27 protein-coding genes are annotated in these 23977 nt (G+C 42.7%); 21 read left to right on the top strand and 6 right to left on the bottom strand.

Features of this window, described 5'->3' with window-relative positions:
• Positions 1-32: 32 nt before the first annotated feature.
• Both B3P16_RS16390 and B3P16_RS16395 read right to left on the bottom strand, forming a co-directional pair.
• Positions 33-1040 carry a helix-turn-helix domain-containing protein gene (locus B3P16_RS16390; RefSeq protein WP_286843576.1) on the bottom strand — a complete coding sequence of 336 codons (1008 nt, stop codon included), beginning with the start codon at positions 1038-1040 and terminating at the stop codon, positions 33-35.
• Positions 1041-1130: 90 nt separating this feature from the next.
• Positions 1131-1511: a hypothetical protein gene (locus B3P16_RS16395; protein WP_286843577.1), complete on the bottom strand. Its 381-nt coding sequence runs from the start codon at positions 1509-1511 to the stop codon at positions 1131-1133.
• 190 nt (positions 1512-1701) lie between these two features.
• On the opposite strand from B3P16_RS16395, the gene B3P16_RS16400 reads away from it, so the two are divergent.
• The 6 genes from B3P16_RS16400 (at position 1702) to B3P16_RS16425 (ending at position 5787) form a co-directional block, all read left to right on the top strand.
• Positions 1702-2724 carry a hypothetical protein gene (locus tag B3P16_RS16400; protein WP_286843579.1) on the top strand — a complete coding sequence of 341 codons (1023 nt, stop codon included), beginning with the start codon at positions 1702-1704 and terminating at the stop codon, positions 2722-2724.
• Between the two features lie 100 nt (positions 2725-2824).
• Positions 2825-3208 carry a hypothetical protein gene (locus B3P16_RS16405; RefSeq protein ID WP_286843581.1) on the top strand — a complete coding sequence of 128 codons (384 nt, stop codon included), beginning with the start codon at positions 2825-2827 and terminating at the stop codon, positions 3206-3208.
• Between the two features lie 448 nt (positions 3209-3656).
• Positions 3657-4301 (top strand): DUF6266 family protein, encoded by a 645-nt coding sequence (locus B3P16_RS16410; protein WP_286843583.1) that lies wholly within the window; start codon positions 3657-3659, stop codon positions 4299-4301.
• A 70-nt stretch (positions 4302-4371) separates the two neighbouring features.
• Positions 4372-4926 carry a DUF6266 family protein gene (locus tag B3P16_RS16415; protein WP_286843585.1) on the top strand — a complete coding sequence of 185 codons (555 nt, stop codon included), beginning with the start codon at positions 4372-4374 and terminating at the stop codon, positions 4924-4926.
• Between the two features lie 14 nt (positions 4927-4940).
• Entirely contained in the window at positions 4941-5384 is a 444-nt protein-coding gene (locus B3P16_RS16420; RefSeq protein ID WP_286843586.1) for a DUF5675 family protein, read from the top strand.
• A gap of 46 nt (positions 5385-5430) precedes the next feature.
• Positions 5431-5787 carry a hypothetical protein gene (locus tag B3P16_RS16425; RefSeq protein WP_286843588.1) on the top strand — a complete coding sequence of 119 codons (357 nt, stop codon included), beginning with the start codon at positions 5431-5433 and terminating at the stop codon, positions 5785-5787.
• 235 nt (positions 5788-6022) lie between these two features.
• Here B3P16_RS16425 and B3P16_RS16430 read toward each other — a convergent pair whose 3' ends face one another.
• The 3 genes from B3P16_RS16430 to B3P16_RS16440 are packed head-to-tail and all read right to left on the bottom strand — an operon-like array spanning position 6023 to position 7992.
• On the bottom strand, positions 6023-6958 hold the full coding sequence (locus B3P16_RS16430; RefSeq protein ID WP_286843589.1) for a 1-phosphofructokinase family hexose kinase: 936 nt from the start codon (positions 6956-6958) through the stop codon (positions 6023-6025).
• A gap of 21 nt (positions 6959-6979) precedes the next feature.
• Positions 6980-7546, bottom strand: a complete 567-nt coding sequence (locus B3P16_RS16435) for a hypothetical protein (protein WP_286843591.1) — start codon at positions 7544-7546, stop codon at positions 6980-6982.
• 56 nt (positions 7547-7602) lie between these two features.
• Positions 7603-7992 carry a DUF1398 domain-containing protein gene (locus tag B3P16_RS16440; RefSeq protein ID WP_286733093.1) on the bottom strand — a complete coding sequence of 130 codons (390 nt, stop codon included), beginning with the start codon at positions 7990-7992 and terminating at the stop codon, positions 7603-7605.
• Between the two features lie 157 nt (positions 7993-8149).
• Between B3P16_RS16440 and B3P16_RS16445 the strand changes: the two genes are divergently transcribed.
• Positions 8150-8725 carry a Crp/Fnr family transcriptional regulator gene (locus B3P16_RS16445; RefSeq protein ID WP_075992974.1) on the top strand — a complete coding sequence of 192 codons (576 nt, stop codon included), beginning with the start codon at positions 8150-8152 and terminating at the stop codon, positions 8723-8725.
• 106 nt (positions 8726-8831) lie between these two features.
• Here the strand turns inward: B3P16_RS16445 and B3P16_RS16450 are convergent, their stop codons facing one another.
• A complete protein-coding gene (locus tag B3P16_RS16450; RefSeq protein ID WP_286843594.1) occupies positions 8832-9737 on the bottom strand; it encodes a helix-turn-helix domain-containing protein in 906 nt (301 codons plus the stop codon).
• A 157-nt stretch (positions 9738-9894) separates the two neighbouring features.
• Here B3P16_RS16450 and B3P16_RS16455 point away from each other — a divergent pair, with 157 nt between their 5' ends.
• The 14 genes from B3P16_RS16455 (at position 9895) to B3P16_RS16520 (ending at position 23939) form a co-directional block, all read left to right on the top strand.
• Complete coding sequence (locus B3P16_RS16455) at positions 9895-10716, top strand: SDR family NAD(P)-dependent oxidoreductase (RefSeq protein ID WP_286843596.1); 822 nt, start codon at positions 9895-9897, stop codon at positions 10714-10716.
• A 104-nt stretch (positions 10717-10820) separates the two neighbouring features.
• Positions 10821-11360 carry a carboxymuconolactone decarboxylase family protein gene (locus tag B3P16_RS16460; RefSeq protein WP_248931796.1) on the top strand — a complete coding sequence of 180 codons (540 nt, stop codon included), beginning with the start codon at positions 10821-10823 and terminating at the stop codon, positions 11358-11360.
• Positions 11361-11495: 135 nt separating this feature from the next.
• On the top strand, positions 11496-12362 hold the full coding sequence (locus B3P16_RS16465; protein WP_286843598.1) for an SDR family NAD(P)-dependent oxidoreductase: 867 nt from the start codon (positions 11496-11498) through the stop codon (positions 12360-12362).
• A 130-nt stretch (positions 12363-12492) separates the two neighbouring features.
• Complete coding sequence (locus B3P16_RS16470) at positions 12493-13299, top strand: helix-turn-helix domain-containing protein (RefSeq protein ID WP_286843599.1); 807 nt, start codon at positions 12493-12495, stop codon at positions 13297-13299.
• 243 nt (positions 13300-13542) lie between these two features.
• Positions 13543-13986, top strand: coding sequence for a carboxymuconolactone decarboxylase family protein (locus B3P16_RS16475; protein WP_120334009.1), 444 nt, complete (start codon positions 13543-13545; stop codon positions 13984-13986).
• Positions 13987-14293: 307 nt separating this feature from the next.
• Positions 14294-15208 (top strand): oxidoreductase, encoded by a 915-nt coding sequence (locus tag B3P16_RS16480; RefSeq protein ID WP_286843602.1) that lies wholly within the window; start codon positions 14294-14296, stop codon positions 15206-15208.
• Positions 15209-15218: 10 nt separating this feature from the next.
• Positions 15219-16193: an SDR family oxidoreductase gene (locus tag B3P16_RS16485; protein WP_120334011.1), complete on the top strand. Its 975-nt coding sequence runs from the start codon at positions 15219-15221 to the stop codon at positions 16191-16193.
• A 29-nt stretch (positions 16194-16222) separates the two neighbouring features.
• On the top strand, positions 16223-17026 hold the full coding sequence (locus B3P16_RS16490) for a helix-turn-helix domain-containing protein (RefSeq protein WP_286843603.1): 804 nt from the start codon (positions 16223-16225) through the stop codon (positions 17024-17026).
• A gap of 310 nt (positions 17027-17336) precedes the next feature.
• Complete coding sequence (locus tag B3P16_RS16495) at positions 17337-17894, top strand: hypothetical protein (protein ID WP_286843604.1); 558 nt, start codon at positions 17337-17339, stop codon at positions 17892-17894.
• A gap of 148 nt (positions 17895-18042) precedes the next feature.
• Entirely contained in the window at positions 18043-18516 is a 474-nt protein-coding gene (locus tag B3P16_RS16500; RefSeq protein ID WP_286843605.1) for a Dps family protein, read from the top strand.
• Between the two features lie 71 nt (positions 18517-18587).
• Positions 18588-19283 (top strand): LytR/AlgR family response regulator transcription factor, encoded by a 696-nt coding sequence (locus tag B3P16_RS16505; RefSeq protein WP_286843606.1) that lies wholly within the window; start codon positions 18588-18590, stop codon positions 19281-19283.
• A gap of 58 nt (positions 19284-19341) precedes the next feature.
• Positions 19342-21552 (top strand): ATP-binding protein, encoded by a 2211-nt coding sequence (locus B3P16_RS16510; protein WP_286843608.1) that lies wholly within the window; start codon positions 19342-19344, stop codon positions 21550-21552.
• 179 nt (positions 21553-21731) lie between these two features.
• Positions 21732-22553 carry an alpha/beta fold hydrolase gene (locus B3P16_RS16515; protein ID WP_286752129.1) on the top strand — a complete coding sequence of 274 codons (822 nt, stop codon included), beginning with the start codon at positions 21732-21734 and terminating at the stop codon, positions 22551-22553.
• Positions 22554-22892: 339 nt separating this feature from the next.
• Complete coding sequence (locus tag B3P16_RS16520; protein WP_286752128.1) at positions 22893-23939, top strand: cupin domain-containing protein; 1047 nt, start codon at positions 22893-22895, stop codon at positions 23937-23939.
• Positions 23940-23977 lie beyond the last annotated feature (38 nt).

The raw sequence follows: 23977 nt of genomic DNA on the forward strand, positions 1-23977 counted from the left end.
TTGGCCGAATCTGGAGAGTAGTATATACAGGCTTAGTGATCGTCTTGGATATACCGCTTAAAAAACTCCTTCGCGGTCATGCCCGTTTTCTTTTTAAAAAAGCGTGCAAAACTGCTTGGTGACGAATAGCCCAGTTCATAGGCGATTTCATCAGTAGGCATACCGTCTACAATATATTTCTTGGCGAGATCTAGCATCAATTCTATTTTCAGCTTTTGGGGACTCTGTCCATAATAAAGTTGGACAAGCTGATGCAGATAGTCCATACTGATTCCGAGCTGCCAGGCAATATCTTCCAGTTTAAAATCCTGACCATGCTCGGCCGCAGCCTGCTTAATGGCTGCATGGGCTTCTTTGGCTTTTAACTGGGATTCCGAAATCTTTTCATATTCTTCAAAGATCTTTTCCTTCGATAGCTGGATCAGCTTCTTGATACCCCAGAGGATATTGACCTCACTATCGAGGTCGCCTTTCTTGATTTTTGACGCAATGGTTTTTAGCAATGAAATAGTCCTGGTGCCAGCACGGAAATCGATGCTGCACCACGAATTCGGATCGTGTTTTCGATAGGCATGGAGCAAGGGGTGAAGAAACTGATAGGGACGCTCGTTGCCATCGCGGAAAATACTGCCGCGGAAATAAAAGTTAAGGAGGGTATACCTTCCGGCAGGAACATGGATTTCATAATCACTTCTGGTTAAGTAGAAGTAGCGGCCGCGATTGTAAGAGATGCTGTAACTGATCCGCTTCTGGATATCCCTGATCTGAATAGCACGATCTTCTGTGAAGAGATAAAAGATATGCAGGTCTGAACGTGTGACTTGCATCGGAATGACAATATCGGCGGATAGCTGCAGATCCAATATATTGATGTAGCCGAGCATGCCGTCAAACTGTTGTAGACAAGCCTCGCTATGTTGATTTTCGTAATGTTGATAGTCCGCATTGGGCATGCTTATGCTTGGCTTGAGCATATCAGTTCTAGGACTGATTGGTTGGCCAAATACCGCTGCGATATCGATTTTTAAAGCTGTTTTCATAATGGATTATAGGTCAATAATTTCCCCCCGGTCAGGATTTCGGAATGATCGGGGGAAATGGTTTTTGGATAACGGGGGATCTCTTAGGTGCTAGGTCATTCTGTAGGATATCCGAATAAATAGGGGAGTGAACGTCTTCCGCACCACAGCATCCTGCCATTCATCGAGGCCGTGAACCATGAGCTCCTTAAATTCTGGATCATCATCATCACCCTTGTCGTCTTTTTGAAATTGAAGTATGTTGCCCTGCATGAGATAATTGCTTATCGCAGCGCCAAGTTGTTTCCGAAACCCATGGGGAAATTCGTAGAGCTGTTGCACCTGATGGGCTTTCAGATTAAAATTGTGTTCCATCCAAACTGCAAAATCGCCTTTAAGAAGTTGCATCTCTAGCGCGCGCTCCGCTATTGGCAGAGCGAGAATCATGGCTACTTTTTGTGCCACGCCTGCATTGTCAAATTTCTCTTTCATACAAATTGTGTTTTTGCAAATATTTATTCAAATAGATCAAATTAGCAACCGCCATGTCCTAACCTCCGGGGTTTTGGAGGATAATCTTCTTTTGGACGATTGAATTTTGCTTAATATTTGATTTTATTTAGTAAATTGGGTCTGTAAACCAGTATAAACCTGAGCCATTTAAGAGAGCTTGACATAGCATATGAAAGTATTAAAACTAACGGTGGAGAGTTTACTTATCTCCATGCTTTTTAATTTAATCGGAAATCACGGTATTTATTTGAATCGATTTTGGACACAGACCTATTGGATGTGGACAGTGGCATTTGCAATTGCGATTGGTATTGCGGTTGTTTTTACGCAGATGTTTCTTAAAGCCTTTTGGACCTATTGGCAGAAGCGATACTCTGATTTGATACTCATGAGCAAGGGGAGGATCCAGACCGATAGTATACCCAAAGGTCAACTCTTTTGTGCAATTCTTGCTACAACTATACCGATTCTATCGATTTATCTCTTCTTTATCTATTGTTTCGCTTATATGCGCAGCGAAGATACGTACAGCTTGTTAAGAAGCTATCTGCTGCATTATATGCCTTTTATTGTTACAGGTTGTGTAGCCTACGTGATCTATGTTTTTCATAACGGCAAATTATGGTGGTTAACAACTGAAAATGTGAAGGCACTGTTAGGGAAAGAGATCATGTCGCAGGAAAATACAACAGATAGAGCGGGAACTATAGCACCTCCAAGTGCTTTGGATAGGACTATCGTAATCGGATCCCTCTATGATGTGCTGTACAAAGATTCGCCATTCAATCTTAATACCTTGCGGATGGATACTGTACGTATGTTTGATGTGCCATTTTATTTTTCCCAAAAAAGAAAAAAGGAAGTCGTCCTGATCAATGGTACCCGAGTGGAAGCCCATCATTTTATGCAGGAGCTGGAAGCTAGGGGGCTTGATAAATGGTATTTTCGTATCAATAAAACCTGTAGGGTAAATATGATGCATGTGCGTCAACCGATATTGCCAAATGCCACTTACCTGGAGTTTCGCAAGGAAGTGTTTGACAGCCTGAAGTTGAATATGACGGAATTGGAGATCAGCAACCTGCTGCAGATAACTGAATGGATGCGCAAAGAAAAAAAACTAAAGGATTTTTTGGATAACGTCAATAACCTAGAGCATGAGGGATGGGATGACCTTTTACCGCTCAATTGAATCATCCCATTTTATAAACTTAGATAGACCGAGCACAGTAGACAACAGCTCTGCTGCTGCACTGGATTTCGGCGGTTAGTCGAGCTAACCTTACCCGTTTATGTTTTTTGTAAAAGGATCTCCTGATCAACAGGGGATTAATCCTCGTTTTGTGTCCAATGCGACAGGTATTCACCTAAAAATCCATTATTCTTTTCAATTAAAACCAGGCATCGAAAATACGATGTTAGAAGCTAAGCTGGACCGTATCCTTGACCTGCTGCAGGAACAGCAGTATACGGAGCTCCACCAGATGACAGGTACGATGACCATCCACGAAGTCGCCTATTTTTTGAGCAAAAGTGTGCGCACCATCGAGCGTCGTATCGGCAAAGGCCTGCTGAAGGCCACCTATAAAGAGGGCAATGCGGATCTCTTTCTCAAAAAAGATGTGGTGCAGCTGTATGTGACGGAATATAAAAAATGGCCGCGGCAAATGCCTTAAATCCCTATACTGTTCGTACCTGCTTCGTATTGCCTTCGGAGATGAATCAAAGAGCAGCTGCTGTTGAACCACTGCTGAACAGTAATTCCCTGTTTGGAGACTGGTGAAGGTCTGTTCGGTATCTGTACAAGATCTATTGCTGATCCGAAGCAGGTACGGAGCTGGCCCGAAGCAAAGGGCTGAGACTGCTGCTCGAGTACGTAGTTTTTGAAGTATAAGACGAGTGCTTACCTGGAATATGCCGGACTGTACGACTGATTTTGTGTCTGCTTTTGTCCGGTCTCCGACAGGCCGCCGACAAAAGCCGGGCTACCGCCGACGAGTCTCCGTCAACCTGTTTTACGCTATTGACAAGGGGCTGTTTGATGTGGTATGTTTGTCGAAGTAAAGCGCTACATACCGGTATAAATGAAAGCTTTTTGGTTTTAACTTTTAAATAAAGAACAACATGGCAACAATCAACAATGGTGTAATCGGAAGAGCAAGTGGTAAAGTCGGCGCGGTGATCGCCTCGTCCTGGAAATCTATCAACTACCTCAAAGGTTTGCCCAAAAAGCGGACGAAAGGGATGTCCGAAGAACAGCTGATCCAACAGGACCGTTTTCTGAAAATCTCCAAATTTCTGATGCCGATCACGCCGATCCTGCAGGTGGGGTTTGGGCTGTCCAAAACCGATAAGATGACGCCCACAAACGTGGCGCTGCAGCTCAATATCGCCCAGGCGGTAACCGGTACTTATCCAAACTTTAGCTTGGATTACAGCAAGATCGAAATCAGTACGGGCTCTTACCTCAATGGCGGCGGAATGGAGGCTGCTGTGGGTGATGGAATTCTTTCTATCTACTGGGATACCATCCTGAACAGTCTTTACAAGACCAAGGCCGATGATCAGGTCATTATCCTGGTCTATTCACCTGAAAAGGATGAATTTATGACAGCGCCAACTCCGCCGACCCGAGCCGCCGGTACGATAGACATCGTGATTCCGGCACACCTGCTAGGAGGCAAGGGGCATGTCTGGATTTTCTTTACCGACCGCAAGGCCGAGAAAGTATCCAAAAGTACGTACTTGGGTGAGTTTGACCTGGCTTAGCCGCTGATGGAGTAATGGAACGGGAGGAGCATAAGGCTCCTCCTGATTTTTGAACACAAAATGATAAGATATGCTGGTGATTTCTGAGTTTAAAAAGCAGGTTAAAGATCCGACACGGAGGGAGGCTGCGCAGGAGCGCTTTCGGCTTGCACGCCGGTTTTTAAATCCACTGTATCCACTCATCCTCAAGGGTTACGCGCATAGCAAGTGCACAGTGCAGGCGGCTTTTGGCCGTGCCATGTCACATACGCTGACCAATGTGATACAGGGGGAATATCCGGATTTTGAGATCGTGCCCGCACTGGCAAAAATTAGCAATGGCATGCTGTCTCCGCTCGCGGTGAGTGCCTGTGTACGCACATCCAATACGATTCAGCTGAGCTGGAATGTAACCGAATCTACCATCAAAGATTATAGTCAATGGGATGATCAGGTTATACTCTGTGCTTATGATTTTATTGGCGAGCAGGCCGCGATCAATGAACAACAGGTGCTACGGAAGGATGTCCAGATGACGATCGAGCTGCCATCTATCCTGCATGATAGGCTGGTGCACCTGTACCTGTTCCTACATGATCGTGATGAAAACCTGTACTCCAGAAGTCAATACCTCGGTCTTTTCTAATTAAAATCTTGCGTATGAAATCAACGATAACGGTACTTCGTACAAAACAGGGCAAGCATAGCACGCTTTCCGAGATCTACCTGAACAATCAGTTTGTCTGCTACGGGCTTGAGAATATCCCACGCCCCGTGAAAATAAGGGGTGAGACCGCCATACCAGCAGGGCATTACCCGCTGGGTTTTAACCGCGACGGAGCAATGAATGGCCGTTACTACAACGATTACCCCAAGATGCATCGTGGTATGCTTGAAATACGTGATATTCATAATTTTAGCTATGTCTACTTCCATAAAGGAAATAGCCACAAAGAGACTGCCGGTTGCATCCTGGTAGGGGCTCAATATATACTGGAAGATGGTGACTACCGTCTGATAGCTTCGGGCGTCGCCTACAAAAAGTTCTATCCGCTTGTGGCCGAACTGATGCTGCAGGAGCTTGTCGAAGTGCATGTCGAATGAGCGTCGCCCGATACAGGGCAAGTGAACACCGTTAAATAGAATAATCATGAAAAAAATCTTTAACAAAATAGGACAGGTGCTGCAGCTGCTGTTGGCGGCACCTGTTAAGCTACCGGGAAAGGTAGGGAATGTATTAAATTACCTGGCCTTGGGGCTTGGCATCGTGGAAACCGTATTGGATGAGGCTAAGTCGCATTCCGAGGTAGAAGATGGCAAGGAGCCGCAGGAAGGGAAATACAATACGGACGATGGCGAAAGGTATCCGTCGGCACTGGATGAAACGATGTCGGCAGCTGTATCGCCTACCGATAAGGAACCTTCGGCGGGTGCCAGGGAGAATAGGTCCGTTAAAAATGGAAGCGAAGATACCGTAGAAAGGAGCGCGATGAATGAAAGTGAATGATATGCGCATCTCGGCCATCGGCGGTACCATCTGTTCCATCTGGGCCAGCATCTCGCTGGGGGATGTTTTGCAGACCGCCTTGACGGCTGCTTTGGGTACGCTGGTCAGTTTCGCCACAAGTAGGTTGCTGGCCAAATTGGGTAAACGGAAAAGATGAGTTGAACAAAAAGGCGCACGGGATTGTGCGCCTTTTTGTAAAGCAACATCTTTATGTGTAAGGCAACATCTTCAATTTTTATCTACTCTTTATTTCCGAAAACAGCCGATCCACATCTTTCTTCGCGAATAGCCCAGTTCCCTCCGCCATCGTCGTTGCCGAGCCACAGGCGATACCCATCTGAAGGACATGCTCCAGATCGCCCTGTTGGGCTAAGACAGAGACCATTCCGGCAACCATACTGTCACCTGCGCCCACCGTACTGCGTACTTTTACCACTGGGGAAGGCAGCTGGATTTTTTCTGTTTTTGAATATAATATAGCGCCTTGTGCACCTAGCGAGACCACGATTAGCGTAGCCTTCCCCTGCGAAATGAGCTGCTGGGCGGCCATATCTAGATCGGAATGCCCCAACTCTTCTTTTCCCACAAGAGCTGCGAGCTCGCCGGCATTTGGTTTGATTAAATAGACACCTTCATCCAGTGCAAGGCGAAGTGCATCGCCAGAGGTATCAACCAGTATTTTACTGCCCTTCGTTTTGTACGTGTTGATCAGTGATCGTATAAATTCGGGCGGCATACCAGCGGGCATACTACCGCTGATAACGACAAAATCCGGAATATAGGTGATTTCCTCAATCGAAGTCCTGATCCCCTCCAGTTCGTTGGACTCAAACTGTTCGCCTGGAAACCCAAATCGATATTGCTGATTCGTTGCGCTGTCAACCACAATAAAGTTTTCGCGGGTCTCGCCGTTCACCCGAATAGGTTCTATAGCAATATCTTCCAGCTTCAATAAGCTTTCGAGTAAACTGCCTGTCTTTCCCCCGGATGTAAAAAGGGCTGTTGAATCCAAACCAAGTCTTTTCAATGCCCGAGATACATTAATTCCTCCACCGCCAGGTTCATATACAGGCGCTTCACATCGTAATTTCTTTTCAGGAACGATATGTTGTACACGGGTACTCTTGTCTATGGATGGATTCAGGGTAATTGTTAAAATAGATTTTGCCATTTGTTTATATATAAATGTGAATCATTGCTGTTGGTAGACGAGGTCTTTGCTCAGGCAGTGTTCTTCCCAAGGTAGTGTTATAAGCCGACTATGGGCATTTTGGGGAATGATACTTTTTGATGTCGGCAGGTAAAAATAATTTTTATTTCCACTGCTTAAGGTATCGCGTAGATCGGGGATCTTTTTGAGGCTGCGCTGCAAGGCGGCAAAAAATGCTTTTGCGGATTTGTCCGCTTGCTTCATGATCTGCCGTAAGTGGATAATTTCTCTTGTCCGGTCCGTTTCATAACCACCGCTTCCTGCAATGGTATATTCGGCTACAGGTGTGTCATAGAAGACACCTGAATCTACGCTGGTTTCCTGATCTGAAAAAGGATAGGTGGAAAGGAAAAATCCCTGATAATCTGCTGATGAAAAGCTTTTCAAAAATGCCGACTGATTTTCCTTGTTATATTTCACATAATTCCGCTGGCCTGAACGACGGTTTATCTTCTCAACATAGGCATGCGCCCGATGTTTTTCCATCGTTTCCGCGCAATATTGAAAAAATAGCTCCGCTGGTATAGCAATCCAAAAGTATTGGCCCATTTTCTTTCCTATGTTTAATTTAACTTCGATGTGTATTTGCGCAATTGCGGATCGTGTTACTGCGGTATTTCTTCCACCAGAATTTCATTCCCGGCATTATCATAATACGCGCAGGTCATCTTGTCAAGAAAGACAGTCCATTTTTCGATACCACACGTTGCGCACATTGCCATAAAAGTGGGGTAATCTGTTTTGCCCTGTTGATGCTCTTTTAAACCTTTTTTGAACTGTTCAGCGTCAACAGTACCACCAATAGTTAATGGTTCATGACTAGCTGGTGAGCTGGTTTTGTAATGATTATCACCATAATAATCAGCGTGCCCATCTGCAACAAAAACGTCGTAAGCGGTAACCCCTAATTTTTTGATCTCCTGGATATAGGCAGGAAAGTCCGCGCCTGATTTTACTTGGCTATGCGCTGTTTTAATTTGTTCTATTGTAAACATATTTTCTTGATTTACAGTGTTAACCCCTCTCGAATATCCTCCCATTTGGTAGTTAAGTAAATAAACTAAAGAAACAAAGCGCCAACCGAGGTTGCAGAAGTTATCTTATTTTTTATTAACTTAATTGAACTAAAGATAATGAAACAGACGTACAATAATGCTTGAACAGTTCAAAAAACACCTGGATAAATTTATAATAATTTCCAACGATGAATTTGTCGATATAACCGGATATTTTGAGCGGCAGCGCCTTAAGAAGAAAGAAAACGTATTGACCGAAGGGCAGATCTGCAAATCAAGTTATTTTGTACTGGATGGAATTCTGCGAAAATTTTTTATCAATGAAAAGGGTGTGCAGCAGACAACTGAATTCGCCATTGAAAACTGGTGGATGACAGAGACCTTCTCTTATATCAATCAGACCGCCACAGAATTTTACATCCAGGCTGTACAGCCTACGGAAGTGCTGGTCATTCGCCAGCATGCCTTCGATGATTTGCTGGAAAAGCACCCGGTCATGGAGAAGTATTTTCGCATGGTGTACCAAAAAGCGTATGCTGCAGCACAGATGCGTGTGAAGATGCTTTACGAGCACTCCAGGGAGGAGCTATACCGTCAATTCCTCAAGAATCAGCCTGCATTCCTCCAGCGCGTACCTCAATATCTCGTGGCTTCTTACCTGGGCTTTACACCGGAGTATCTCAGCGAAATCCGCAAAAAGAATTTTTCTTAAACCCGTTTAAGTTTTTCCGGCTCTCCATTTTTCAAATTTGTAGTATCAAATTAAAAAATAAAAATCATGGAAAAACGTATCAACATCAGCACCCATAATTATGAAATCAATTCTTGGCTTCCTTAAATTGGGCAGGTGTAACACCTACCAATTTTTTAAACAAACGGGTAAAATATGAAGGGCTTTCAAATCCCAGATTATAGGCTATGCCAGAAATGTTGCTGTCCGATCCCAGCAATAGATTTTTCGCCTCTTTAATCAGGTAAATATGGACATGTTCGAGAGCGGTTTTTCCGGTTTCCTGTTTAAGAAGATCGCTCAGATACCTGCTTGATAGAAAAAGTTCTCCCGCAAGGTAATTTACGGTGGGCAAGCCTCCTTTAAGGTGTACCTTCCTATCAAAATAGTTCTGTAATACTGTCTGGAACCTTTTTAGCGTGGTTCCCGAAACGTTATTACTTCGATCCACAAACTGTCTTTTATAAAAGCGGTCGGAATATTTTAGGATGGAATCAATATGTGACAGTATAATTTCACGGCTGAATTCGTCGGAGTTTTCGTCATATTCCTTGCGTATTTTTTCATATAGCTCCCACATGATAACCTCCTCAGCAGGAGATAGGTGCAGGGCTTCATTTATTTCATACTCAAAATAGCCGTAGTTTTTGATTTGCTCATGCAGAATATGGCCGGCCAGATAATCCTCATGAAAAAATATAACAAAACCCTTTTCTGCAAACTGTACATTACTGACCTCAATAATCTGCCTTGGCTTCATAAAAACGGTAGATCCATTACTGTGATCGTATTTCGTTTTGCCATATAGCACATAGCCCGATTTGATCTTTTTCAGAGCAACCATATAAAAGTCTCCGGTGAACCTGTCTTCTCCGACCGAATAGGTCATAAGTTCTTTACAGGTCATCAGGCTCAATAGTGGATGCTTCGGAGTTTCAAAACCACTTTTTTCATGAAGTTCGGTTATGCTTTTATAATGATTGATCTTTTCCAATGTCTCTAATTTTAGGAATTTGCTTGTTGAAATGTTTCAAAATTACATTTTCGTAAATCTGTGCTATTCTTCCGCTGATATGGAGTAGAGCAGAGGCCGGTTCTGGATATAACTTTGTCTTATCAAAATAACAAATAATAATTTAAACAATAACAACATGGCAAAGACAATTTTTATAACAGGAGCAACTTCAGGATTTGGAAAACTTTGGACAGAAGCACTGTTGCAACGTGGGGACAACGTGGTCGCAACTTCCAGAAAAGCGAATGCTTTTACAGCATTATCAGAAAAGTATGGCGATCAGTTATTACCGTTACAGTTGGATATTACCGATAGAGAAACTGTATTTGCTACCGTAAACAAAGCAAAGGAACATTTCGGTCAGCTTGATGTGGTGATCAACAATGCAGGGTATGGCGTTTTTGGTGCAGTGGAAGAAATCGGTGAAAAAGTAGCCCGGGATGTTTTCGATGCAAATCTGTTCGGAACACTATGGGTGACACAGGCAGCACTGCCAATCCTCAGAGCACAGGGACATGGGCATATCATCCAGCTTTCAAGTGTACTGGGCGTATGGAGCCTTCCGACCTTAGGCATTTACAACGCTACAAAATTTGCGGTGGAAGGCCTCAGTGAAGCGCTGGCCAGCGAGGTAAAAGATTTTGGCATCCATGTTACGCTTATCGAACCAAATGGCTATAAAACAGAATTTGGAGGAAGTTCGGCAGTTTTTGGCGATTCGCTCGATGTTTATAATCCGCTGAAAGAAGGCCTAACTAAAATTGAAGGACTTGGCCCTACTGATTACGGTACTCCGGAAGCTACTATTCCGGCTATATTAAAACTGATTGACAGTGAAAATCCGCCGTTAAGATTATTCCTGGGCAAATTGGGTTATGTCAAAACAGAAAAGGTGTATGGTGAAAAACTTCAACAGTGGAAGGAATGGAAGGATGTTTCAGAAGCAGCGCACGGGTAATCCCGTGCTTTTTTACACATTTGGGATTTTTGTCTTTAAAAGATCAGTCGTTAGACGGGGATGACATTGAAAGATTCAAGTAAACAATAATAAATAATAAGAATATGAAAACTATTACAGTTCCAAACAAAGAACAATTGAGCGAAGAAGCTCAGGTCATTTTATCATCAGTAGAGAAAAAAATGGGCAAGATCCCGAACCTTTATGCTACTATAGGATACTCTTCATCAGCTTTAAAAGCGATGCTGGAAACAGAAGCAACCTTAGCGCATCATTCTTCTTACACTGCAAAGGAAAGGGAAGCGATCAACTTGGTTGTGTCACAGGTAAATAATTGTGATTACTGTCTTGCTGCACATACCATGCTGGCTAAATTAAATGGTTTTAGTGAGGAGGACACTTTAGCAATCAGAAAGGGAGGTGTCGAAGATATTAAATTGGATGCCATCATCAAACTTGCGCAATCGATCGCAAACAATAAAGGTAATGCCGGAAATGCTGCAATGGAAGGCTTCTATAAAGCTGGTTTGGATGAGAAAGCGCTCGTAGAACTTACAGCCTTGGTTGCCCTTAGAAGTTTTACGAATTATGTTTTTGCAAATACCCAGATCCCGATTGATTTTCCGGTAGCAAAAAGTTTATAATAAGTGTTTTAATTGACGTGTTGGTGAGAGCTTCTTTTAGAAATTGAAGGAGCTCTCTTTTTAACTAAGGTGTAGAGCTAAAGCTATATCGTAATTATGTGCTATTCTTCAGCTGAAATGAGTTAGTGTATGAGTATGGATAACGATAATTTTGGATTAACAAAAAAAGAAAAAATAATGAGCAAAATAATTTTTATAACAGGAGCTTCCAAAGGATTTGGAAAATTATGGGCTGAGGCCTTACTTAGAAGAGGCGATAAAGTTGCTGCTTCCGCTAGAAATATTGAAGCGTTGCAGGATTTAAAAGAGAAGTATGGTGACAGCATTCTTCCTGTGAAACTGGATGTTAACAACCGTACAGAAGTTTTTGAAGTAGTGGAGAAAGTAGAAAAACACTTTGGAAGAATTGATGTTTTGATTAATAACGCTGGTTTTGGTTTATTCGGAACGACGGAAGAAACAACAGAACAGCAGGCGAGAGACCAAATGGAAACCAATTTTTTTGGTTCACTTTGGGTAGCACAAGCAATTTTACCAGTGATGAGAAAACAAAGAAGTGGGCATATCATTCAAATTTCCAGCTTTTTGGGATTAACGACGCTACCGCTTCTAGGATTGTATAATGCTTCAAAGTTTGCCGTCGAAGGATTAATTGAAACGATTGGTTCAGAAACAGCACATTTGGGAATAAAAACAACATTAATTGAACCCAATGGATTTGCAACGGACTGGGCAGGAGCTTCAGCGGTGCAGACTTCTTCGGATATTACCGATTACGATCCAGTACGAGAGGCATTTGCGGAAACAGGGGACAATCCTGATACATGGGGAAAACCTGAATCGACAGTAGACCCAGTTTTGAATCTTATTGACAATCAAAATCCTCCACAAAGATTGTTGTTCGGTAAAATTGCATATCACGTGGTCAATAAGGTTTACACCCAAAGATTGAAAGATATCCAAAATTGGAAAGAGGTGAGCATTGCCGCACATGGGCACTAGATTTATTAGGAATGATCCGCACAAAGAAATTGTTTTCTTGCTACAGTTGTACTGGTTTGCTTTTCTAGCTTAACTTCAGAGAATCAGTTGTAATAGAAAGAGATTGTCGAACATTCTATAAAAGAATAAAATGAAACATTATAAAACCCTTACAGAATTGCACAGCGGAAATGTCTGGGACGCTCCGGAGCATCCGCTCTTCAGTATGATTGGCTGTCAGGCGGCCTTTCCGCTGGGAAATAGGGAATTTACCACAGATTGTTACATCATCGCTTTCAAAAGAATAAAATCAGGGATGTTTATGTACGGACGTACAAAATACGACCACGATAATGGCTGTCTATTTTTTGCCAAACCACGGCAGATCATTGAAATGAAAGACCTTGAATTTGAAGAAAAAGGCTATATGTTGATGATTCACGAAGATTATCTGAACGGTCACGAGCTCTTTAAAAGCATTAACAATTATGGCTTCTTTGACTACGATGTAACGGAAGCGCTGCAACTTTCTCCAAAAGAAGAGCAGATTATTCTGGATCTTCATGCGAAAATTAAGGGTGAATATTTTAATAATCCCGATGAATATAGCCGTGAGATTATCTTGAGTCATATATCATCGATTTTGAAATATGCACAGCGTTTTTACAAAAGACAGTTTGTCGACCGAGAACAGGTTATTGGAAAAATAGCAGCAAGATTCAATGATATCCTTAAAAAATATATTGATGAAGGAGCTCTGGAAAAAAACGGGTTGCCAAGCGTTACCTATATTGCCGAACAGCTGTTTATTTCGCCACGTTATTTAAGTGACGTACTAAAACAGGAAACAGGTAAAACTGCTTTGGAACTCATCCATATATTTTTGACTTCGGAGGCTAAAAATCTACTGAGATTGGGAGAGAAGGGAGTTGCGGAAATAGCCTATCACTTAGGGTAGCAAGGGGTGCAAAGGTCCACGCAGCTTCTGTGGAGTAGGACATATCGATTATAACGTCTTCGACTGGAAATCAGCAGGCAGAACTTTCCTTCTATCTTTAGGTGACGCTCTGTAAGCACGGATCGGGTATATTGGATGAGGTATCTCAGCGAAATACACAAAAAGAATTTTTCTTAAACCCGTTTAAGTTTTTCCGGCTCTCCATTTTTCAAATTTGTAGTATCAAATTAAAAAATAAGAAACATGGAAAAACGTATCAACATCAGCGCAACGGAACCACTGGCATTCAAAGCAATGTTGGGGTTGGAAGGTTATCTTTCGAAAATTGAGATCGCGCAAACGCTTAAAGAGCTCGTCAAAATCCGTGCATCACAGATCAACAATTGTGCGTACTGTATCAGCATGCACACCAAGGATGCCATTAAAAACGGTGAAAAACCGGAGCGTATCTTTTTGGTGAGTGCCTGGAGGGAGGCTGTCAAATTTTTCACCGAAGAGGAGCAGGCCATACTGGCAATGACAGAGGAAATAACCCTTATCCACCAGGAGGGATTAAGTGAAGAAACCTACAGCAAAGCGTCCCAATTTTTTAATGAAAATCAGATTGCTCAGATCATTATGCTCATCGTCACCATCAATGGCTGGAACCGCATTGCTTTGAGTACGCATCTGGAAATTGAAGATTAAAGATCAGGAATACAGGGAGCTATAGCAATAAACCAGAAGTATTCCGTTAGCTCCCTCTATTTAAAAATTCCTAAAGGACACAGGCATATCAAAACAGGGCATTTAAAAGATTTGATCGGCAGTGATATCCAAAAATTAGGGCAAGGCCGGGTAACAGCATTGGAACGGAAGGAATTCTGGTACAACATCGCAAACCTTAGGAATAGAACGGAAAGGTGAACTCCACAACAAAGAAAAATTGAACTTCACAACAAAACGGCATAACAGCTATTCCACGAATTTTGTAGAAGAATAAAAACAAAGGGTTATGTGGACAAAAAATAATATACCTGATTTATCAGGTAAAATAGCAATCGTGACCGGATCAAACACGGGCATAGGGTTTGAAACAGCAAAAGCATTGTTTGCAGCAGGTGCACAGGTGACCATCGCTGCACGAGATGTACAAAAAGCAAAAAAAGCGATCCAAAAAATCCAATCCGACACGGCAGGGACCGGAACATTGGACTATGGAAAACTCGACCTTGCAAACATTGGACAGGTTCGGGAATTTGCAGATCTCTTTATGCAAAAGCATACAAAACTGGATATACTCGTCAACAATGCCGGAGTAATGGTGCCCCCAGCTGCTAAAACGGATGACGGATTTGAATTGCAGTTCGGTATAAACTTTATGGGGCATTTTGCGCTGACAGGATATCTGCTACCGCTACTTAAGCAGACTGCCAACGCACGGGTAGTGACACTTTCCAGCGGGGCGGCTACGTTAGTGGATAGCATAGATTTTGATAACCTCAGATTGGAAAAGAGCTATGACGAATGGCGTGCATATGCGGTGAGCAAACTGGCAGATATCTTGTTCAGCTATGAGCTGCACAGGAGATTCAGGAATGCCCGCATGTCAGCGATTGCTGTGGCGGCACACCCGGGTGTTACGCGCACCGATTTACAGCGGAATATACCGGATGAAAATCTGGAAGGCATGTTTGCTGCATTTGATCAGGTGATGGATCCCTGGCAGGGAGCTTTGCCCAGCTTATTCGCAGCGACAGATGCGTCGGTTGAAGGCGGGAAATTTTACGGCCCGGATGGTCCGAAAGAATATGCAGGATATCCGGCGCTATCAAACCATCATACCGCAGCTATGAACGATGAAGCGCTTGCCAAAAGGCTTTGGGAATATGCAGAAAATGCCATACAGTTGACCTACAAATTCAAATAATTGATCCGAAATGAACAATCAAACAGTTTTAGTAACCGGTGGTACCGGATTTTTAGGCGTTAATACTATTCTTGCACTACTTGAGCAGGGATTTACTGTAAGAACAACACTGCGCACGCTCGCCCGCAAGAACGAAATCTTGGATGCGCTAAGCGAAGGCGGCATCAGCACGTTTGATCAGCTATCTTTTTATCAGGCCGATCTGCTTTCCGACAGCGGATGGGACGAAGCGGCGCAGGGATGTGACTATGTCCTGCATGTGGCTTCGCCATTTGTCGCCGAGCAGCCCAAAGACGAAAACGAGCTGATTATCCCTGCCAGAGAAGGTACGTTGAGAGCCTTGAAAGCCGCGAAAAGGGCAGGCGTCAAACGTGTCGTGCTCACATCCTCTTTTGCTGCGATCGGTTATAGCATCGATCCCAAAAATCATGTTTTTACGGAGCTCGACTGGACCGATGAAAACGCACCAATACAGGCTTATATAAAGTCAAAAACAATAGCAGAAAGGGCCGCTTGGCAATTTATGGAGGATGCTGCCACAGCGATGGAGTTAACGGTCATTAATCCCGTCGGAATTTTTGGCCCCATCCTCGGCGGTATTTCCTCGGCCTCGCTGGATACTGTCGTTAAGGGTATTGTGGACGGACTCGTCAAGGAAAATGCACCATTTACATTTGGTGTGGTAGATGTACGCGATGTCGCTGATATCCATATCAAAGCGATGTTACACCCTGAAGCGGCCGGACAGCGATTTCTGGCAACTTCGGAAGGGGCTATGTCTTTTTATGATGTAGCCGAACTGATCAAAAAAGAACGCCCAAAACTGGCCGGAAAAATTGCTTTTCTGCAGCCTACACCACCCCAAGAGTATACAAAGATGTCCAACAAAAAAGCGACAGAAATGCTCGGCTGGCACCCGCGTGCGAAAGAGCTGGCGATACTTGCAAGCGTGGACAGTCTAAAATTTAGTCAGGTACAGGATTAAACGTTAGGGATCGGTATATTTGGTAAACCATGAAAGTAAACAACATCCAATCCTGTCACCTGGGTCCAGAGATCTCCCCCGAAAACTATATACCGGAAAACTATTTTCTATATTTATTGAAGGGAGATATGAAGGCTTATGACGGCGAAAAAAACTACAGCATGAAACCGGGCGACTATTGTATCGCCCGGAAAAATCATTTGGTACGTTATACAAAATATAAGGACAATGATGAATTTGAAAAAATCATCATCACCCTGGATGAGGAATTCCTGAAGCGCTTTCTTGAACGCCATGTTTATGAAATTCGGCCATCAGCCATCGGCGACTCCTTTATTTTCATACCGGAAAATAGGTTTATTAAGAATTTTATAACATCCCTGGAACCGTATTATACCGGCGATCTGGAGATCAGTGCAGATTTTGTTGATGTCAAGAGAGAGGAATTACTGATTATTCTGTTGAAATCGAATCCTGCCCTCATTCATATATTGTTCAATTTCTCGTTACCTGATCGGATTAATTTAAAGGAATACATGAACAAAAATTTTAGGTTTAACATCAGCCTGGAAAAGTTTGCATTTTTTACGGGGAGGAGCCTATCGACCTTCAAGCGGGATTTTCAACGTGTATTCGGAATGGCTCCGGGCACCTGGCTCAAGAGAAAAAGATTGCAGGAGGCCTATTTTCAAATTGCCGAGCAATCCAGAAAGCCGAGTGATGTCTACCTTGAAGTAGGTTTTGAAGATCTGTCGCATTTTTCTTTTGCGTTCAAGAAAGAATTCGGAAAGACACCAAATGAGGTAGCAAAGCCCGTTTCAAATGGGATTTAATACCAAGTAGCAAAAGTCCAACTATAAAAAACCTCCCCCTGACATTTCATCTACAATGCTGTTCTTGATGCTGAAATAATCGTTAAGGAAACCATCAGATTGCAGAAGAACATTTACTGACACCCTGAACGTAAAAAACATAGAGCCGCCGCGCGTTTTGCAGATTACTTCATCCTTCATCGCCTCAACGATTAATATTCCCTTTTTAACGATACTTTATGCCCGTCCGATGGATAGTAAATTCGGCGGACGGTAAATAGGCCTAGATTTACATCAGTAAACACAAATCAATCATTTAAAATTTAATATTATGGAAATTATTCAAACTCCAGAAAACGCATTATCACATTCAGCAGTTACAGCAATTATCCATGCACCAATTGAGAAAGTAAATATCGCCGATTGGTTATTGAACCTGCCCGACGCAGAATATCAGAGATGTTCTACCCAGCATATCGGTGCAGCAATATCCACAACATTTGACGGAGAACCGGTTTCACTTAATGTCGAAACAATAGGAGACGCATTAATGGTACAGCATTACGTAGCCGTTGTCCATGAACCGGATTACTGTCGGATGCTTTCGATTTCAGACTCAATCACCAAAGGAGGCCGTACAAAAGTTCAGGTGCTTTGGGAGCTTAAGGCCACCAAAATTGACGATAACTCCTGTCTTTACACCAATGAAATCCATGCAACTGCTACTCCTGAAATGCTGGCTTATATCAAAGAAAATGGTATTAATCTTTCGGATGCAGCGGCAGCAAGACAGGCCGCTTCGGATGCACACAACCATGAGGAGACTCCGAACTTTGCTAAAAGTATCGAAAATAAAGCCCTTACAGGGAAATACAACCAACCTTTTTAAAAATTTCTTTAAAAAGGAAAATACATTATTTGACAAATTAATCTGTACCTGGGCATTCGCGGAGCTGGTAGAAATAAAGCTTTATGGAACGCTAAAAGATCAGATTACTTATAAAATATAATTATCAAACACTCAATTTATAAATACCATGAAAGCAAACATTGGAATAAACGAAGCAAGCACAGATGCTGTTGCTGTACAATTGGCAAAATTATTGGCTGATGAAACTGTCCTTTATATCAAGACCCGAAACGCACACTGGAACGTCACCGGAGACAATTTTCATGCAAACCATATCTTCTTTGAGGAGCAGTACAAGCAGTTGGACGAACTTATTGATAGTGTTGCAGAACGCCTACGAAAAATCGGGCATTATGCACCAGCAACCCTGAAGAGCTACCTGGAACTGACTCACCTTACCGAGTATAGTGACAGGACGAATGATGGTCTTGGCTACATGAAAGACCTGCTGGCAGACCACGAAAGTATCATTGAATTTTTACGTGGAAATATTACGCCTTTTGCAGAGTCATATAAAGACTACGGAACCAGTGACTTTATCACTGGACTGATGGAAACTCATGAACAGATGGCATGGATGATCCGTTCTTATTTTAGATAGGAGCTATTGGTGAGCGATAAAAAAAGAAAGTAATAAGTATATTTGTCATAATAACATATATACTTATTACTATGAAAGCTCTGATTGTTGACGATAATGATATTGCAAGAACGACCTTGGCCCATTTGGCAAAGCAGGTTCCGGATCTTACCATCGTGCAGGAATTTTCAAACGCTATGGAGGCTTACCATTTTATTCAGAAAAACGAGGTTGACCTGCTCTTTCTGGATATTGAAATGCCTGAAATGACAGGTATTGAGCTTACCAAAAGTTTATCGGGAAAAGATACAATCATCATTTTCACTTCCTCCAAAAAGGAATATGCGATCGAGGCTTTTGAGCTTAATATCGCGGATTATATTTTAAAGCCCATTTCTCCTGTCCGGTTTTTACAGGCCGTGGAGAAAGCCCAGGCAATCCTGGATAGCAGAAAAGACCATGTGCATATCAGCAATGATGAATTTTTGTTTGTCAGAGATGCTAACGTGACGAGGCGCCTGAAGCTTGAAGATATCTTTTACGCTGAGGCAATGGGAGATTATGTAAAATTTTACACAAAAGAAAAGATGTTTGCCATTCATGGCAAGATGAAAACTGCGGAAGAGCGTTTACCGAAGAAAGATTTTATCAGAGTGCATCGGTCCTTTATTGTATCTATCAGTAAAATAGATACCTTACAGGACGGTGGTATTGTGATAAACGGTACATTCATTCCGGTAGCAGATGCATACCGTAAGGCTTTAAATACAAGAATGAATGTATTTTAAATCACCTACTGTTTTTCTTCTTAAGGTATTACTTAACCAATCCTCTTAACTTTTGTTTATGACAAGTAATTCTATAATGAACAGTAAACGGTTTAGCTACTTTATAATTCTGACATTTATAGCGGGAACAATACTGCTGATTGCTGTTCAGATCAATTCGGCCAGAAATACAGAAGCACTTATCCATAACAATAACACACTGCTGAACGAGCTGCGTGCGAGCAATCATCTGCGCGAAATCGACCGCGATATCCTTGGTGTGGAAAGTAGGATCAGAGCATCAATAGCCACCAACGATACGACCCATCTGGAAGGGATCGATAAAAAGATAAATCAGATCGAGAACTTTCTGGATTCCTTGTCCAGAGATAATTCCGATCCTGTTGAAGAAAAGCTGATACAACGGCTGGGCGTCCTTGCAATGGACAAAAAAATAGTCCGTGATCAGCTTTTGGCACGGTATCTTTCTCTTGGAAACATGGATGATCAAACCTCAATTGCCAATCCAAGAGCCCGAATCATTTCAAACGAAATTACGGGAATAACAGCGAAGATCTATAAAAGTAGGCAGCTGCACATGAGTGAGCTCAGCTTGCAGAGTGAGGAAATGGGCAGAAAAGCACGGCTATACGATATTTCCCTATTGGTTTTATTGATTTTGAGCGGTTCGGTAGTCGGTTTCCATATCCTACGCCAGTTCCGCCGGCAACGTGTGCTGATCGAGGAACTGGACGCTGCGGAAAAGAAAGCTTCCATTGCAGCGCAGACCAAGGAGAACTTCCTTGCCAATATGAGCCACGAAATCAGAACCCCGCTCAGTGGAATTCTCGGATTTACAAACCTGCTGCAAAAAAGAAGTCTGGACGCGACATCTTCTGAGTTTGTATCATCCATTCAACAATCAGGAGAGAATTTGATGACGATCATCAACGATATTTTGGACCTTTCCAAAATCGAGGCTGGTATGATGCGCATCACTGTCGGTACATTCAGTATCAGTGGGTTGTTAAATTCTGTAGAAACATTTTTTGTTCAACGGGCAAAAGAAAAAGGGCTTTCGATTTCAAGTAAGGTCGATGTCTCCATTCCCGATACACTGACAGGGGATGCAACCAGGTTAACCCAGATTTTGGTAAACTTGATTGGAAATGCCATTAAATTTACCAAACAGGGCAGTATACATATCGAAATTTACCAAAAGAGCAGGAGCGAAAAGGAAGTTGTGGTTGGATTTGTCGTCACAGATACAGGAATTGGAATTGACAAGGAAAAACTCAATGAAGTGTTTGAACGCTTTAATCAAGGCGAAGATTCCATTACCCGCAATTATGGCGGAACAGGACTCGGCTTGTCTATCGTAAAAAACCTCGTACTGCTCCAGCATGGCGACATTGAAGTACAGAGTGAGCAGGGAAGCGGCACAACGTTCAAGTTTTTTATTCCTTACGGTATAGCGCAAGAGCAAATAGTAATAGCACCCGTGGCTCATACTGCTTATTTTAAAGATCAATCCAATGTACCGCTTCATATTTTGGTGGTTGATGATAATATGATGAACCAGAGCCTGATGAAGCATTTGCTCGGACAATGGAATGTAGATTTTGACATTGTTTCCAATGGACAGGAGGCCGTTGAGTATCTAAAAAATAATCACGCCGACCTTGTGTTGATGGATTTACAGATGCCACAGATGGATGGTTATGCTGCAACGCAGCACATCAGGGAAGTGTTGCAATTGGATATTCCGATCATTGCCATGACTGCGCATGCTTTGGCAGGTGAACGAGAAAAATGCCTCAGCAGAGGAATGAACGAATACATTTCCAAACCCATCAATGAAGAAGAGCTCTTTAAGCTTATTTCACATTTTGGCATCAGATTCCAGCCTACAGTGCAGTTTGAAGAAATTGCGGATAAGGGGAAGTTTACTTATTTGGACCTTGCTTACATGCATTCGGTAAGTAGGGGGGACAGCGCTTTCGAGCGGACAGTCACCCGCCAGTTTATCGACAAAGTTCCAGGCCAGCTTCAGGAGCTAAAGGCCGCTTACGCAAGTCAGGACTTCTCCAGATTTAAATTAAGAGCACATGATTTTAAAACTAGCGTCGCCATTATGGGATTGCTTCCTGTGCTTGATGATAAGCTGGGAATACTTGAACTTACAACCGAACAGAACACCTTATCGGAAGGTGTTTTGACCGAAGTCGTGCAGATCCTTACCGCAGCCGTCGAAGAAGCTCAACGTTTATTAGCAAGCTATACGGACTAAGTTCTACATGAACAATAAGTAATTGAAAGATCATCAGGTCATGCTTGATGATCTTTTTTGTTGTCTATTTAACGACTCATTTTGCCCATTCGTCGAATGATTTTTGAAATTGGCTAATTGTTCGTGTAGTTTTATGGTAGCAAAAAGAAAATACATATTAACATTTAAACCAAATAGCTATGAGCACTTTAAAACTAAAAGACGGAACAGAAATTTTTTACAAAGATCAAGGACAGGGTCCAGTATTGATGTTTCACCACGGCTGGCCATTATCTTCTGATGACTGGGATGCACAGGTGATTTTCTTCCTACAGAGAGGGTATCGCGTAGTCACTCATGACCGGAGAGGGCATGGCAGATCGAGTCAGGATATTTATGGACACACCATTGAGCAGTACGCTGCTGACACTGCCGAACTTGTTGAATTCCTTGATCTCAAAGATGTCATTCATATCGGTCACTCAACAGGCGGAGGTGAGGTCATTCGTTACGTGAACAAATATGCTAATGGAAGAGCAAAGAAAGCTGTACTTATCAGTGCTGTTCCTCCGATCATGGTACAAAATGAAAGTAACCCCGATGGTGTGCCAATGGAGGTATTCGATAATATCAGGGATCAGACTTTGAACAATAGACAACAATTTTATATCGATCTAACACTTCCTTTTTACGGTTATAACAGAGCGGGAGCCGATATTAAGGAAGGAATTCGGAGAAACTGGTGGAGACAGGGTATGATGGGGGGAATTGTTGCCCATTATGAGGGTATCAAAGCTTTTTCTGAAACAGATTTCACAGAAGATTTGAAAGCAGTTGATATTCCTGTCCTGGTGCTGCACGGTGAGGATGATCAGATTGTTCCTTATGAAAATGCCGGCGTTAAATCTGCTAAACTCTTAAAGAACGGAACGTTGATTACTTACCCGGGGTTTCCCCACGGTATGCCTACGACTGAGGCTCCTACGATCAATAAGGATATCCTAGCTTTTATTGAATCCTAAAACAGCCGTACCAAAAAGTATAAAAAAGTGAGCTCCATGGCTCACTTTTTTTGTTAAGGAGCAATTAAGAATGGTACCTCAATTTTATAAGCCTTTCAACTAAACAAAGTTTTATTGCGCTAATGAACGAGTACCATGCTATCTCAATAGATCAACTTTTTAAAAAATAAGTCTAAAAGCTACTCCAATTCATAATAATGTGAATGACGAATGTTTTGTTACATGACTCGTTCAACGATCATATTTGCCTGTTCACCGAAAGCCAGTATCACTCGCGTCCTTTCTTCGGTAAATTTACTTTAGTAACAAACAGGAATATCAATCGTTAAAAAGAATATTATGAAAACGACATCATTAAGCTTCAAGTATGAATTAGAAAAAAAAGAACCACGCACAAATGATGGTGGTACCACCAGAGGTGCTTCTGTAACCGACTTCCCGGCTTCTATCGGAATCGCGGGTGTGTCGATGCGATTACAGCCGGGCAGTATGCGAGAGCTCCATTGGCATGCAAATGCTGCTGAATGGGCCTACGTCATTTCAGGAACCGTTCGTACGACCATTATTCATCCGGACGGTCATAGCTATACCGACAATTTTGAACCGGGTGATGTATGGTATTTTCCTAAAGGTTATGGACATTCGATCCAGGCAACAGGAACTGAAGAGTGTCACTTCATCCTGATATTTGACAACGGTAATTTTTCTGAAGACCACACGTTTAGCGTAACTGACTTCGTTGCCAGTATGCCTCCAGAAATTGTCGCACAGAATTTGGGGTTGACATTGGAAGAAGTTGCTGTACTGCCGAAAAAAGAAGCCTATTTCGCCGCCGGTATTGTCCCGGATGAATTGTCATTTAATGCCACTGCAAGACCAGATGAATCAGACATAGAACTTACTAATCTACACCGTTACCCGCTTCATGCTCAACAGCCTAGAGTCATTCCCGGGGGTGGTATTCAGCGACTGGTTACAAGTAAGGAGTTTCCGATCAGTACGACCATGGCCGGTTCTGTTCTTGAATTGCAGCCTGGGGCACTTCGGGAAATGCACTGGCATCCGAATGCCGACGAGTGGCAGTATTATATTTCGGGCCAGGCGCAGATGTCTGTTTTTCTTGCCGAGGGTACTGTAGTCACCGAACAGTTCAATGCAGGTGACGTAGGCTATGTACCTATGGGAGCTGGACACTACATTAAAAATACGGGTGATACGGTGTGCCGTGTTCTTATCGGATTTAACAGCGGGAAATACGAGTCTATTGATCTGAGCGAATGGCTTTCGGGCAACCCTAAAGATGTGGTGGTGACAAACTTTGGGCTTACAGATGGCGAGATAGAAAAATTTCCAACAAAAAAGATTTTTATTCAACCTAAAAAGTAAATCTTATGCTGCCGGAAAAAGAAGGTTTTTCTACGAGC

It is taken from the genome of Sphingobacterium sp. UBA7631 (genome assembly GCF_002483935.1).
Classification (GTDB): Bacteria; Bacteroidota; Bacteroidia; order Sphingobacteriales; family Sphingobacteriaceae; genus Sphingobacterium; species Sphingobacterium multivorum.

What these genes read in the sequence shown, in the direction of transcription:
- B3P16_RS16510 (WP_286843608.1), top strand. Translation starts at nt 19,342, where the DNA reads ATGACAAGTAATTCTATAATGAACAGTAAACGGTTTAGCTACTTTATA.
- B3P16_RS16520 (WP_286752128.1), top strand. Translation starts at nt 22,893, where the DNA reads ATGAAAACGACATCATTAAGCTTCAAGTATGAATTAGAAAAAAAAGAA.
- B3P16_RS16475 (WP_120334009.1), top strand. Translation starts at nt 13,543, where the DNA reads ATGGAAAAACGTATCAACATCAGCGCAACGGAACCACTGGCATTCAAA.
- B3P16_RS16400 (WP_286843579.1), top strand. Translation starts at nt 1,702, where the DNA reads ATGAAAGTATTAAAACTAACGGTGGAGAGTTTACTTATCTCCATGCTT.
- B3P16_RS16410 (WP_286843583.1), top strand. Translation starts at nt 3,657, where the DNA reads ATGGCAACAATCAACAATGGTGTAATCGGAAGAGCAAGTGGTAAAGTC.
- B3P16_RS16395 (WP_286843577.1), bottom strand. Translation starts at nt 1,511, where the DNA reads ATGAAAGAGAAATTTGACAATGCAGGCGTGGCACAAAAAGTAGCCATG.
- B3P16_RS16435 (WP_286843591.1), bottom strand. Translation starts at nt 7,546, where the DNA reads ATGGGCCAATACTTTTGGATTGCTATACCAGCGGAGCTATTTTTTCAA.
- B3P16_RS16505 (WP_286843606.1), top strand. Translation starts at nt 18,588, where the DNA reads ATGAAAGCTCTGATTGTTGACGATAATGATATTGCAAGAACGACCTTG.
- B3P16_RS16415 (WP_286843585.1), top strand. Translation starts at nt 4,372, where the DNA reads ATGCTGGTGATTTCTGAGTTTAAAAAGCAGGTTAAAGATCCGACACGG.
- B3P16_RS16440 (WP_286733093.1), bottom strand. Translation starts at nt 7,992, where the DNA reads ATGTTTACAATAGAACAAATTAAAACAGCGCATAGCCAAGTAAAATCA.
- B3P16_RS16485 (WP_120334011.1), top strand. Translation starts at nt 15,219, where the DNA reads ATGAACAATCAAACAGTTTTAGTAACCGGTGGTACCGGATTTTTAGGC.
- B3P16_RS16405 (WP_286843581.1), top strand. Translation starts at nt 2,825, where the DNA reads ATGTTTTTTGTAAAAGGATCTCCTGATCAACAGGGGATTAATCCTCGT.
- B3P16_RS16480 (WP_286843602.1), top strand. Translation starts at nt 14,294, where the DNA reads ATGTGGACAAAAAATAATATACCTGATTTATCAGGTAAAATAGCAATC.
- B3P16_RS16420 (WP_286843586.1), top strand. Translation starts at nt 4,941, where the DNA reads ATGAAATCAACGATAACGGTACTTCGTACAAAACAGGGCAAGCATAGC.
- B3P16_RS16515 (WP_286752129.1), top strand. Translation starts at nt 21,732, where the DNA reads ATGAGCACTTTAAAACTAAAAGACGGAACAGAAATTTTTTACAAAGAT.
- B3P16_RS16495 (WP_286843604.1), top strand. Translation starts at nt 17,337, where the DNA reads ATGGAAATTATTCAAACTCCAGAAAACGCATTATCACATTCAGCAGTT.
- B3P16_RS16445 (WP_075992974.1), top strand. Translation starts at nt 8,150, where the DNA reads ATGCTTGAACAGTTCAAAAAACACCTGGATAAATTTATAATAATTTCC.
- B3P16_RS16390 (WP_286843576.1), bottom strand. Translation starts at nt 1,040, where the DNA reads ATGAAAACAGCTTTAAAAATCGATATCGCAGCGGTATTTGGCCAACCA.
- B3P16_RS16425 (WP_286843588.1), top strand. Translation starts at nt 5,431, where the DNA reads ATGAAAAAAATCTTTAACAAAATAGGACAGGTGCTGCAGCTGCTGTTG.
- B3P16_RS16465 (WP_286843598.1), top strand. Translation starts at nt 11,496, where the DNA reads ATGGATAACGATAATTTTGGATTAACAAAAAAAGAAAAAATAATGAGC.
- B3P16_RS16500 (WP_286843605.1), top strand. Translation starts at nt 18,043, where the DNA reads ATGAAAGCAAACATTGGAATAAACGAAGCAAGCACAGATGCTGTTGCT.
- B3P16_RS16490 (WP_286843603.1), top strand. Translation starts at nt 16,223, where the DNA reads ATGAAAGTAAACAACATCCAATCCTGTCACCTGGGTCCAGAGATCTCC.
- B3P16_RS16455 (WP_286843596.1), top strand. Translation starts at nt 9,895, where the DNA reads ATGGCAAAGACAATTTTTATAACAGGAGCAACTTCAGGATTTGGAAAA.
- B3P16_RS16460 (WP_248931796.1), top strand. Translation starts at nt 10,821, where the DNA reads ATGAAAACTATTACAGTTCCAAACAAAGAACAATTGAGCGAAGAAGCT.
- B3P16_RS16470 (WP_286843599.1), top strand. Translation starts at nt 12,493, where the DNA reads ATGAAACATTATAAAACCCTTACAGAATTGCACAGCGGAAATGTCTGG.
- B3P16_RS16430 (WP_286843589.1), bottom strand. Translation starts at nt 6,958, where the DNA reads ATGGCAAAATCTATTTTAACAATTACCCTGAATCCATCCATAGACAAG.